Raw genomic sequence first — 12,906 nt, 5'->3', positions numbered from 1 at the left:
AAGGTTTGAATCAGCTGAGTTTATTCAAACCTTGTAGATGAATGGGACTATGTCTTCTGTTTTGATCTCAAACTCAATAGCCATTATTTTTCATTAAGGGCTTGATGTTCTAACTCTTTGGTCAGGAAGTAATTCAAAAAGGTTCGAATCACTGCAATGATCGCCAATTTAATTAGGCTATCTAAATCTGGATCTACCGTGGTGGCTAAAATATCTGCAGCCAACTGAAATTCAAGCGCCGTCGCAAGCCAATCCCCAAAACAATAACGTGCAGTACGCCCCGATTTTAACCGAACCAGCACCCATAAAGTTTTAACTAGACCAATCACCACACAAATCACAGAAATGGCTTCGAGTGACAATTGCAGAAAATGAACCGAAGAAATGAGTATTTCACGTAAAAAAGCCAGTTCAAACATCCAAAAAACCTCCATCAGAGATTTCATCTCGTGCATTTAGGATTGAATTGAGCGCCAATCTTTGATTATTTTCTCATCATAGCTTTAAATGCTGCGGTTTAAAAAGACTTGCGTGATTATTGATGGGTTTTCATAAAGGTAAATTGAAATGTTTAAACATGACATGGGTTAAATCGGGTTTGTAACAAAAGAGACACTAAACATTATCAAATAGGCTGATTTTTATCAGCTGACCAACCTAAAATAGGATAATAAAAAAGCACTAAGCCACTAAAACTTAATGCTATTTTCATATCAAATCAGGAAGTAATCGCTAAAAATCATTTCCCAATACAAAACGATCCAAAAATCTTACCCAACAAATCATCTGCAGAAAAATCACCTGTAATCTCACCCAAAGCATTCTGCGCAAGACGTAACGACTCAGCCACTAATTCCCCCGCATGATAGACCACCAACTGCTCACGTGCTTCAGCCAAATACTGCTGCGTGCGCTTCATTGCGTCTAAATGACGGGTACGTGCAATAAAGGTATCTTCTTCAGGCTGAAAGCCTGCATGCGCTGTAATCGCCTCTATGAGCGATTGAACACCTGTTTCTTGTTTGGCCGACACAGTAATATGTCTAAACCCTTTAAAATCTGAAATTGCAGCTTGTACACCAGTTAAATCACATTTATTGCCAATCAACATCAAACGCTTCGGTTCAATATGTTCAGCAAAATAATGCTGTGCCAATTGCAACGGATCTTCGTTTTGGCTCAAGTCATAGACCAATAACAATAAATCTGCCTGTTCAATTTCTTTAATTGCACGGCGAATCCCTTCCTGTTCCACAATATCCCCTGTTTCACGCAAGCCTGCAGTATCAGTCAGGGTAATTGGTAAGCCATTCAGGGTAATTTTTTCATGCAATACGTCACGAGTAGTCCCTGCAATATCGGTCACAATCGCACGTTCAATACCCGCCAAGGCATTGAGTAAGGAAGATTTACCTGCATTCGGTTTGCCCGCAATCACCACCTGCAGACCTTCACGCAACAATTGTCCCTGACGCGCAGATTGTTGCACAGCAGTCACCGAAGCAGCCACTTCATCTAGCAAATTAAGGATTTTCCCATCGGCCAAAAAGTCAATTTCTTCTTCAGGAAAATCAATAGCAGCTTCAACATGCAGACGTAAATGAATTAACTGTTCCAGCACGGTATTCACTTTGGTGGAAAAAGCCCCTTGCAGGGAACGTAGAGCAGAACGCGCAGCGGCTTGTGAAGTGGCATCAATTAAATCGGCAATGGCTTCGGCCTGTACCAAATCTAGCTTGCCATTTTCAAAGGCGCGCATCGAAAATTCACCCGCTTTGGCAGCCGTTGCACCGAGTTCCAGTAAACGTGCCAACAGCGCATTTTGAATCACTGGGCCACCATGCCCTTGTAGTTCCACCACATCTTCGCCAGTAAATGAATGAGGATTGGGGAAACAAATCACCAAACCTTCATCCATGACTTCATTGGCTGCATCGTAAAACTGGCGAAAACCTGCATAACGCGCTTTGGGTAAGTCTTTTTGGGTCAATGCTGCGGCAATCGCATAGGCTTTTGGTCCCGACAGGCGAATCACCCCCACACCACCACGGCCAGGTGGAGTCGCGATTGCGGCAATGGTGCTGCGGTTATACATAAAATTCACCTAAAACTTTCAAAATATATGCAAAGAAAAATCCGCCTAAGATTACCATCTTAAGCGGATTTATTCAGCAGCTCAGCCATACTTAATTGACTGGAGTTGCCTCTTCTCGTTTAGCGCGGTCTTTTTCAACACTTTTGTTGATCAAGCTTTGCTGCAAAATCGTAATCAAGTTGTTGACAATCCAGTACAGAACTAGACCTGCAGGGAAGAACAATAAGAATACGGTAAATACCACAGGCATAATGCGGAAGATTTTTGCCTGCATTGGATCTGTTGGCTGTGGGTTCAACATTTGTTGAACATACATGGTCACACCCATCAACAATGGCAAGATAAACCAAGGGTCCATTGCCGATAAGTCTTGAATCCAACCTAACCACGGTGCATGGCGTAACTCTACCGATTCCATCAATACCCAGTACAAGGCAAGGAAAATTGGCATTTGTAGTAACAATGGCAAACAACCTGACAGTGGATTCACTTGTTCACGTTTATAAAGTGCCATCATTTCTTGCGAGAAACGCATACGGTCTTCGCCAAATTCTTCTTTCATGCGCTGCATTTCTGGTGCAATCACACGCATTTTCGCCATAGAACGATAGCTCTTAGACGATAACGGCCAAAGAATCAGTTTGACAAGAACGGTTAATAAGATGATTGACCAACCCCAGTTGCCCACTAAACCATGGAAGAATTGCAAACCAATAAACAATAATTTTGCAATTGGCCATAACCAGCCATAATCCACAGTTTGGTTCAAACCTGTCGCCAAATCTTTCAATTCAGACTGAATTTTTGGACCAGAGTAGAAGGTCGCATCAACTTCTGCCACCGTACCTGCAGGGACATTAATGGTTGGCGAGGTAAAACCAATGATGTTCATTTCATCGCTAGATTTACGTGATTCCAACTTCGCTGCATACGGTTGACCATCGGCCTGCGTCAATTTTAACTGCCCCGGAACCCATGCACTCACGAAATAGTGCTGAACCACGGCCACCCAACCACCTGTTGCATCGACATTCAATTTTTCGTCATTAAAATTGTCAAATTTCAACTTGTTGTAGTGTTCTTCAGGTGTTCCCCATGCGCCGCCAAGGAAAGTACCCAAGGTAAAAATACCTTGATCTGACTTGCCTGGATCATCTGAATTATCACGTTTCAACTGACCAAACATCTGACCTTGCCAGTTTTGGCTGCTGCGGTTAATCACTTTGTGATTCACCAGCACAGGATATTCACCTTCAGTAAAACTAAAGGTTTTAATGATTTCTACACCATCGGCAGTTTTATATACCATTGGGACAGTTAAAGTTTTAACTGTTTCACCCGCTTTATTTTTGCTTTCTTTGGCATCGGCTAAGCTATAAGTCGATTTTTCAATTTCATAGCTTGGGCGGCCATTACGGCTACTGTCTGGACCATTCAGCCCGATTAACCCAGATTGCGCGACATAGGTGCGCTTAGCATCGCTTTCCAGCATGACGAAAGGATCGTCACTGTCTTTATTTTTGTCATGATTGAGTAATTCAACACGAACAATATCACCACCTTTCGGATTGATCCAAAGATGATAAAGGTCAGTTTGTACTGAAATAAGCTGCTGACTTACAGGTGCTGTGGCATCGGTTGTTTGCTGTGCAGGAATATTTGCTTGCGGTACATCAGAAGCTGCTGTAGCCGTTTGGGCATTCGGCAAATCTGCAGACACTTCATGTGAAACAACGGCAGTTTTTTGCTGCAGTGCTGTTTCAGCATTTCCATAATCTTTTTGCCACGCCAAAATGAGCAAATATGCGACGACAAACATGGCCCCGAGAATTGCAAACCTGGCCCATTGTTGCATATCTATTACCCCAAGTGGTTAGAGTGATTTTGGTTCAATAAACGATCACGAAAGGGTACAGTAATGTGATGCGTTTGAGAATCTATTTGCTGAAATGAAATAAAACGAATGACTTTTGGCGGCACCGGATCATAGCCCGAACCACCCCACGGATGACAACGACAAATACGTTTTGTAGCCAGCCACACACCACGTACAGCACCATGCGTATGGACTGCTTCCAAAGAATATTGAGAACATGTTGGAATATAGCGACAGCGTGGTCCCAATAAAGGACTAATCGCGATCTGATAGAAACGTATCAACCAATGCAGTAAAAGTACCATTGGCCATCTCTACTTTTGTGGGGAGGGAGCTATTTTTGAATGCTTTTTGGCGAGACGTTGTAACTTCTGCCAAGCAAATTGTAATTGCTGATGCAATTCCGCATTAGATACCGTATCTACCCCAACTTTGGGCATTACCACAATATCTAAGTCATTTAATTGCTGTTGGTGTAAGCGAAAACTTTCGCGAGCAAGTCGTTTTACTCGATTTCGTTCGTGTGCACGACGCACTTTCTTTTTTGCAACGACAAGACCCAAACGGCTATTCGGCAGTTCGGAATGTTTTGCAAGAAATAAGAAATGGGGTTGATGCACTTTAAAAAGCGCACCATCAAACACACCTTTATAATCGGCAGCACAGCGTAATCTCAACTCTGTGCTGAAGCCATAAAGTGTTGTCATAACACCCAAGAGTCGGTTCAGCGTGACTGTATTAAACAGTTAAGCTGTGACGACCTTTTGCACGACGGCGAGCCAATACTTGACGACCAGCTTTAGTAGCCATACGAGCACGGAAACCATGAACGCGCTTACGCTTTAATTCAGATGGTTGAAATGTACGTTTCATATCGAAACTCCAAAAATGATCTTTCTATAAAGGTCCGCGATTTTAGTGCTCATTGCTTGAGCTGTCAATGAAAAACACGGTTTCTTGCAAAATAAGCCTAAATTTTTCTTTTTAACAAGTTTTCGCTCAATTGACTGGTTGATCATACAAATTAAAGTATACACAAGATAAGTAATTGTTTATGCTTGACTAATAAGTTATTAACAGTATTATTCACATAATTATCCACAAGCTTATTCTGTTTAATTTTAAAATTTTCGGTTTTGAATTTAAATTTAAACTCAGATTGAATTATCCACAGTTGCAACGTTTCTTATAAATAAATTCAAATTTATAAATTTAAATTTATTACTATTAGGGACGCATTTTTCTGTTGAAAACCCACTTTTTCTTTTATAAAACAAAATTTTGAATTGTGGATATCTGTGTTTCTATAATTTTAATATTATGTGGATAACTTTGTGCTATATTTTATCCACACCTTGCGGATAAACTTATCCACACCACGTTTCAAATTTAAATTCAGGTTTAATGATTCCTTTTTTGAGCAATTTTGCTGATTTTGTCATGACAGATGTGGATAACTTGGTTAGAATGGCGACCCGCTCAGGCGGTCGAGAGAAGTTTTAAATTTAAAAATGGATTAGATAGGGGTTTCACATGCTTTGGACGGACTGCTTAAATCGCTTGCGACAAGAGCTCTCTGGAAATGTCTTTACAATGTGGATTCGCCCATTGGTGGCAGAAGAAGTTGAAGATACATTAAAACTTTATGCGCCTAATCCTTATTGGACGCGTTACATTCAAGAACATCATCTGGAATTGATTACTATTTTGGCAGAGCAGTTGTCTGAGGGACGCGTGCGTAAGGTCGAAATTTTAGTCGATTCGCGTCCAGGTGCAATTTTATCGGCCAGTGAACAACCTGCTACCACTACTGCTGCGCTGGAATCTAGCCCTGCGCCTGTGGCCAAGCCTAAACGTGAAAAAGAAGAAAGTTCTGCAAAAAGCCGTAAACGCCAACTCAATCCGTTATTTACCTTTTCCTTATTTGTGGAAGGTCGTTCTAACCAAATGGCTGCGGAAACCTGTCGCAAGGTATTGACCCAATTGGGGGCTTCACAGCACAACCCATTATTTTTGTATGGCCCAACAGGTTTGGGTAAAACTCACTTGATGCAAGCGGTGGGCAATGCTTTGTTGCAAGCCAAACCGAATGCACGGGTGATGTACATGACTGCAGAAAGTTTTGTGCAGGATTTTGTCAGCTCTTTGCAGCAGGGCAAGGTTGAAGAATTTAAGAAAAACTGCCGCTCTTTAGATTTGTTATTGGTGGATGACATTCACTTATTGGCAGGTAAAGAAGCCAGTTTGGTGGAGTTTTTCTATACCTTTAACGCTTTATTGGATGAATCTAAACAGATTATTTTGACTTCAGACCGTTATCCAAAAGAATTAACCGAATTGGATGCACGTTTGGTGTCACGTTTTTCTTGGGGCTTATCAGTCGGGGTAGAACCGCCAGATATTGAAACCCGAATTGAAATTTTATTAAAGAAAGCTGAAAGCAGCGCCGTAGATTTACCACGTAACTGTGCTTTATTTATTGCCCAGCAAGTGGTGGCTAATGTGCGTGAACTTGAAGGTGCACTCAATAAAGTGGTGGCAATTTCCCGTTTTAAAGGCACCCCAATCGATCTAGATGTGGTACGTGAATCTTTAAAAGATGTCTTGGCAATTCGCGCACGTACCATCAGTACCGAAAATATTCAGCGAGTCGTGAGTGAATATTTCCGTATTCCGCTCAAAGAATTGGTGGGGCCAAAACGTACCCGTATTTATGCGCGTCCACGTCAGTTGGCAATGGGCTTGGCACGTGAGCTGACAGGCGACAGTTTCCCTGAAATTGGTATGGCATTTGGTGGCCGTGATCACAGTACCGTGATGCATGCCTGCGAAAAAGTACAAAGCCTGCGCGAAGAAGATCCGATCTTTAACGAAGACTATAAAAACCTGCAACGATTGTTGCAAAGTTGACCGAATTTGCTCAAATTCTGTTCTTGCCATGCGGCAGCTTTTGCCGCATAGTACACTGCTAAAAAACCTATTTTATACTCCAATCTTCAGTTGTTAGAGGAATGTACCGTGCGTTTAAAAATCGCGAAAGAAAGCTTACTGAATGTTCTGTCACATGTCGTAGGAGCGGTTGAACGTCGCCATACCTTAAATATTTTATCCAATGTCAAAGTTCAGGTGACTGAGCAAGCCTTAACCATTACTGGTTCGGACTTGGAAGTGGAATTGGTTGCCAGTACGAATCTGACTGAAGGGGCATGTTTACAGGCAGGGGAAACTACAGTGCCTGCACGTAAACTGATGGATATTTGTAAATCTTTACCAAGCGCAGCTTTGATTGATTTGCAAATCACTGAAGATCAGCGCTGTATTTTAAAATCGGGCAATAGCCGCTTTGTATTAGGTACTTTGCCTGCGGAAGATTATCCATTATTGGCTACAGAAAATGCTCAAGGTACGCAAGTGACGGTTACTGAGCGTGAGCTGAAGCGTTTGTTTGAAAAAACTGCGTTTGCGATGGCAGTGCAGGATGTACGCTTTTATTTAACGGGTACTTTGTTAGAAATTGATGAAAACCAATTACGTGCTGTGACCACAGATGGTCACCGTTTGGCCTTGTGTGAAACAGCGGCATCTTCGACAGCTACTCAATTAATTCAAGCCATTGTGCCGCGTAAAGCTGTGGCTGAATTGCAGCGTTTGCTGAGCATTGAAGATGAACAACTGGCACTTTTAATTGGGCGTGAATTGCTGAATGTGACCATTCGCACCCCAAGCCGTGACAAAGAACAAGCAGAAATTACCGTGCGTTTTACCACTAAATTAATTGATGGTAAGTTCCCAGATTATCGCCGTGTGATTCCACGTGGTGGTGATAAAAACGTGCTGATCGCGCATGATGTATTTAAACAATCTTTACAGCGTGTGGCGATTTTAAGTAATGAAAAATTGCGTGGCGTATTCCTGAATTTTAGTGCGGACACCTTGCAATTACGTGCCAATAACCCAGAACAAGATGAAGCAATTGAAGATTTAGCGATTCAATATGCCGATTCGCCGTTAGAAATGTCATTTAACGCACAGTATTTATTGGACGTATTAGGGGCATTGGATGGCGATGATGTATCGATGACCATGACCGAAGCCAATCAATCGGTATTGGTACAAGATCCAGCACATCAAGATCAAACCTATGTTGTGATGCCAATGCGTGTTTAAGTGAGCGGTTTATTTCAAGATTAAATCTAGCTGAATCATGCATATTACGCGTTTACATATCGAGCGTGTTCGGAACTTAAAAGCGGTTGCACTTCATGAGTTGCAGCCGTTTAACGTCTTTTATGGGCAAAATGGTTCGGGTAAAACCTCGATTTTAGAAGCGATTCATTTATTGGCGACAGGGCGTTCTTTTCGCACCCATATTCCTAAAAATTACATTCAGAACAGTAGCCAAGATGCGATTGTATTTGCTCAGTCATTGACTGAAAAAATTGGCATGCAAAAAATGGCATCGGGTGAGCAGTTGATTAAGGTCAATGGCGACCCTGTTGCAACCCAAGGGCAATTGGCTAAAATTCTGCCTTTACAACATATTGATCCACTCAGTACCGATATTATTGACCATGGTGCAAAACCACGACGGCAACTGTTGGACTGGTTGATGTTCCACGTGGAACCAGAGTTTTATCACGCTTGGCAATATTATTCACGTGCCTTAAAACAACGTAATAGTTTGCTTAAATCACAGCGACATTTAAGTCTGTCGGACTTGGAACCGTGGAACAAAATGCTCAGTGATTATGGTGAGATTTTGCATCGGCAGCGTTTGGGAACGGTGGAACAATGGCAGCAATTTTTTGCACAAGATTTACAGTATTTATTGCCTGATTTACACATTAGTCTGGAATACAGCGCAGGCTTTCATACCGAAACAGGCTTGTTGAATGATCTGTGCAATTATCATCAAAAAGATGTGGAACGTCGCTATACCGAATATGGGCCACACCGCGCCGATTTACGCTTAAAAACCCCAATGGGTGATGCCGATGTGGTGCTGTCACGTGGGCAGAAAAAGCTATTGATTATGGCATTAAAACTGTCACAGATTGCAATGCTGCATGCGTCTAATAAGGAAACTGTGGTATTATTAGATGATCTGACAGCAGAATTAGATTTAAGCGCACAACAACGTTTAATTGAACGATTAAGCCAATTGGGTAGTCAAGTTTTTATTACCACTTTAGATCATCAATCCGTGCAACAACACTTACAAGCGTTGTCGATTCCTTATCGCTTATTTCAGGTCGATCACGGAACGGTGCAGGCTGTTGAGCAATAATTTTTTTATCTTTGGATAGACCTATTTTTCACTAGGGAGAAACCATGAGTTCAGAAGATCAATCTGTCTCTACTACAGAACAAACCAATGAAAAGGCTTATGATTCCTCTAGTATCAAAGTATTGCGTGGCCTAGATGCTGTTCGTAAACGCCCAGGCATGTATATCGGTGATACAGATGATGGTACAGGTTTGCATCACATGGTGTTCGAGGTAGTCGATAACGCTATTGATGAAGCTTTGGCGGGTCATTGTGATGAAATTTTGGTGACTATCCATGAAGATGAATCTGTCAGCGTATCTGACAATGGTCGTGGTATCCCAACCGATATTCACCCTGAAGAAGGTGTCTCTGCAGCAGAGGTCATTCTGACCATTCTGCACGCAGGTGGTAAGTTTGATGACAACAGTTATAAAGTGTCGGGCGGTTTGCACGGCGTTGGTGTGTCGGTGGTCAATGCTTTATCGAGTAAACTTGAATTAACGATTAAACGCGCGGGTCAAATTCACCAACAGGAATACCGCCATGGTGATCCACAATATCCTTTAAAAGTAGTGGGCGACACTGAGCAATCAGGTACGACTGTGCGTTTTTGGCCAAGTGCTGAAACCTTTAGCCAAACCATTTTTAATGTGGATATTTTGGCACGCCGATTGCGTGAATTGTCTTTCTTAAACGCGGGCGTGCGTATTGTATTGCGTGATGAACGTGTCAATTTAGAACATATTTTTGACTATGAAGGTGGTTTGTCTGAATTTGTAAAATATATCAATGCAGGCAAAACCCATCTGAATGAAATTTTCCATTTCACGACACAGGCTGAAAACGGAATTACCGTAGAAGTTGCTTTGCAGTGGAATGATTCCTATCAGGAAAACGTACGTTGCTTTACCAATAACATTCCACAAAAAGACGGTGGAACGCACTTGGCAGGCTTCCGTGCTGCGCTAACCCGTGGGTTAAACAACTACATGGAAAGCGAAAATATCCTGAAAAAAGAAAAAGTCGTGGTGTCGGGTGATGATGCACGTGAAGGTTTAACCGCGATTGTGTCGGTCAAAGTGCCAGATCCAAAATTCTCATCACAGACCAAAGAAAAATTGGTATCGAGTGAAGTGAAACCTGCTGTTGAGCAGGCCATGAATAAATCTTTCTCTGAATATTTATTGGAAAATCCACAAGCGGCAAAATCCATTGCGGGTAAAATTATTGATGCAGCGCGTGCCCGTGATGCGGCGCGTAAAGCCCGTGAAATGACGCGCCGCAAGAGTGCTTTGGATATTGCAGGTTTGCCTGGTAAATTGGCTGACTGTCAGGAAAAAGACCCTGCATTATCTGAATTATATCTAGTCGAGGGTGACTCTGCAGGTGGTTCGGCTAAACAAGGTCGTAACCGTAAAATGCAGGCAATTTTGCCACTGAAAGGTAAAATCCTGAACGTGGAACGTGCCCGTTTTGACAAGATGATTTCATCGGCAGAAGTAGGTACTTTAATTACCGCTTTGGGCTGTGGTATTGGTCGTGAAGAATATAACCCAGACAAACTGCGTTATCACAAAATCATCATCATGACCGATGCTGACGTAGATGGTTCACACATTCGTACCTTGCTATTGACCTTCTTCTTCCGTCAAATGCCAGAATTGGTTGAGCGTGGTCATATTTATATCGCACAGCCACCATTGTATAAGCTGAAAAAAGGCAAGCAGGAACAATACATCAAAGATAACGATGCTTTAGAAACCTATTTAATTTCTAATGCGATTGATGAATTGGAGCTGCATGTGAGTGCTGATGCACCTGCAATTCGTGGTGAGGCTTTAGCCAAAGTCATTGCTGATTATCAAACTTCACAAAAGAGTTTGAGCCGTTTAACGCTGCGTTATCCTGCAAGTCTGTTGGATGGTTTATTAGAATTAGATGCCTTTAAAATTGATCAAGCAGCAGATCAGGCGTATGTACAACAATGGGGCGAGCAATTACGTCAAAGCATTGAACGATTACAACCAAGTTTGCGTCCTGAATTAAGCATCGAACAGTTTGAAAAAGAAGATGCGGATGGTCAAAAATCTGCAACGTATTGGCCACGAATCACGGTATATGTGCACAACTTGCCACATACCTATTTGCTAGACACAGGTTTGCTGGGTTCAGCTGAATATGCACGTTTGCTGAAAAATTCAAAAAGCTGGTTTACGCTGCTTGAAGAAGGTGCGTATTTGGAAAAAGGCGAACGTAAAATTACGGTCAACAATTTCCATCAAGTGTGGCAACACATTTTGCAGGACTCGCGTCGCGGCATGATGATTCAGCGCTATAAAGGTTTGGGTGAGATGAATGCGGAACAACTTTGGGAAACCACGATGGACCCAGAAAACCGCAATATGTTGCAAGTCACCATTGATGATGCCATTGAAGCAGACCGCATGTTCTCTTGCTTAATGGGCGATGATGTAGAACCACGTCGTGCCTTTATTGAAGAAAATGCCTTAAATGCAGATATTGACGCTTAATTCGTCCAAATCATCCGCATAACCATAAGCGCTCTACGGAGTGCTTTTTTATGTTTGGCTTTTGTTGTTGTCGTGATTCATCCAAATAACTTTTATAAAACTGACTTATTGTTCTGTCATGCTGAGCTACATTAAGCCAAAAATATAGGAGAATCATTAAGATGGATAATCAATTAGAACAAGCACGTGATGCATGGGTGAATGCTTTTTTTACTGGCAATGTGGAGCTGTTAGCACACTATGAAGATGAAGATTTTAAAGTCGTTTATACGGCAGAATCACGTGTGGAAAATCGTGAAACACGTTATGCCAACATTCAGCATGCAGTGAATAATGGTGTCTGGAAACCGATCAAACCGAATGTTGAATTAGAAGAATATGAGTTTGATCGTGAGCAGGTTAACTGTCGGATTCAAATTGGTTTGGCGGATGATCAAGGGTATATTCAAGAAATCTGGCGCTATATTCAGGGCTGGAAAATACAAGAATTATGTATTAGCAAAGCAAAAATTACTGCCGAGTAGCAGCGATTTTCTGTGAATCACTGAGATTCAATGACTCAAAATAACCATGAAAGAATGGATTGATTTGGCTTTAATTAGAGTTTTGAATTTAAAATAACAGTTAGTTTGAGTTGTGGATAACTAAGTTTTTTGCTTTTAAATTTAAATTGTAGATTTTGAATTTAAAAATCACACTGAGTTTTAAATTCAAAACTTCTTGCTTGGTAGCTATGCTGTCTTACTTTTATTCAGGGTGGGGGGTGTCATACAACTATGCTGTGGTGCAAGATTGATAAGTAAAAATAAACAAACGCAGAGAGTGACTTAAATTTCTTTGCGTGGTTATTGTGAAGATAAACTAAAGATTAAAACTATTACGAATGTGTCTTATAAGTATGGAACATACACAATGCATATTCTACGAAATATGATGAGATTTAACCCTATTTAGCATAGCGTTAAAATCTCATCGGTATGGCTATTCAAAGCTACTTTCGAGTTCTTCCGTAAGCATCCGGCTAACACAGCCTTACCAAGCGATCCTATAAGCCTTAATTTAGTTCCCACCTAAAAACAAGTGGGGACTTAATCCATGAACATGGATATATATTCAGCAACACCTCCTGTTGCTA

11 protein-coding genes are annotated in these 12,906 nt (G+C 41.6%); 5 read left to right on the top strand and 6 right to left on the bottom strand.

The window, feature by feature from the left end:
- Positions 1-83 precede the first annotated feature (83 nt).
- The 6 genes from ACEO2X_RS07700 to rpmH form a co-directional block, all read right to left on the bottom strand.
- Entirely contained in the window at positions 84-419 is a 336-nt protein-coding gene (locus ACEO2X_RS07700) for a DUF1622 domain-containing protein (protein ID WP_180052182.1), read from the bottom strand.
- A 320-nt stretch (positions 420-739) separates the two neighbouring features.
- Positions 740-2,095: a tRNA uridine-5-carboxymethylaminomethyl(34) synthesis GTPase MnmE gene (gene mnmE / locus ACEO2X_RS07695; protein WP_179995527.1), complete on the bottom strand. Its 1,356-nt coding sequence runs from the start codon at positions 2,093-2,095 to the stop codon at positions 740-742.
- Between the two features lie 91 nt (positions 2,096-2,186).
- A complete protein-coding gene (gene yidC, locus ACEO2X_RS07690; RefSeq protein WP_371971541.1) occupies positions 2,187-3,950 on the bottom strand; it encodes a membrane protein insertase YidC in 1,764 nt (587 codons plus the stop codon).
- 5 nt (positions 3,951-3,955) lie between these two features.
- Positions 3,956-4,276, bottom strand: a complete 321-nt coding sequence (gene yidD / locus ACEO2X_RS07685) for a membrane protein insertion efficiency factor YidD (protein ID WP_004969767.1) — start codon at positions 4,274-4,276, stop codon at positions 3,956-3,958.
- 9 nt (positions 4,277-4,285) lie between these two features.
- Entirely contained in the window at positions 4,286-4,678 is a 393-nt protein-coding gene (gene rnpA / locus ACEO2X_RS07680; protein WP_004969764.1) for a ribonuclease P protein component, read from the bottom strand.
- Between the two features lie 31 nt (positions 4,679-4,709).
- Positions 4,710-4,844: a 50S ribosomal protein L34 gene (gene rpmH / locus ACEO2X_RS07675; protein ID WP_000831329.1), complete on the bottom strand. Its 135-nt coding sequence runs from the start codon at positions 4,842-4,844 to the stop codon at positions 4,710-4,712.
- Between the two features lie 660 nt (positions 4,845-5,504).
- On the opposite strand from rpmH, the gene dnaA reads away from it, so the two are divergent.
- The 5 genes from dnaA to ACEO2X_RS07650 all read left to right on the top strand — a co-directional run bounded on the left by dnaA (position 5,505) and on the right by ACEO2X_RS07650 (position 12,295).
- Positions 5,505-6,881, top strand: a complete 1,377-nt coding sequence (dnaA, locus tag ACEO2X_RS07670) for a chromosomal replication initiator protein DnaA (protein WP_004969761.1) — start codon at positions 5,505-5,507, stop codon at positions 6,879-6,881.
- Positions 6,882-6,989: 108 nt separating this feature from the next.
- Entirely contained in the window at positions 6,990-8,138 is a 1,149-nt protein-coding gene (dnaN, locus tag ACEO2X_RS07665; protein WP_004969759.1) for a DNA polymerase III subunit beta, read from the top strand.
- Positions 8,139-8,175: 37 nt separating this feature from the next.
- On the top strand, positions 8,176-9,258 hold the full coding sequence (gene recF / locus ACEO2X_RS07660; protein ID WP_004969757.1) for a DNA replication/repair protein RecF: 1,083 nt from the start codon (positions 8,176-8,178) through the stop codon (positions 9,256-9,258).
- Positions 9,259-9,302: 44 nt separating this feature from the next.
- Positions 9,303-11,771 carry a DNA topoisomerase (ATP-hydrolyzing) subunit B gene (gene gyrB / locus ACEO2X_RS07655; RefSeq protein WP_004969755.1) on the top strand — a complete coding sequence of 823 codons (2,469 nt, stop codon included), beginning with the start codon at positions 9,303-9,305 and terminating at the stop codon, positions 11,769-11,771.
- Positions 11,772-11,932: 161 nt separating this feature from the next.
- Complete coding sequence (locus ACEO2X_RS07650) at positions 11,933-12,295, top strand: hypothetical protein (RefSeq protein ID WP_004969754.1); 363 nt, start codon at positions 11,933-11,935, stop codon at positions 12,293-12,295.
- The last annotated feature ends 611 nt before the right edge of the window (positions 12,296-12,906 follow it).

The sequence above is a fragment of the Acinetobacter sp. AL9 genome (assembly GCF_041464035.1).
GTDB classification, from domain to species: Bacteria; Pseudomonadota; Gammaproteobacteria; order Pseudomonadales; family Moraxellaceae; genus Acinetobacter; species Acinetobacter towneri.
This window is presented reverse-complemented; position numbering and strand designations above follow the sequence as displayed.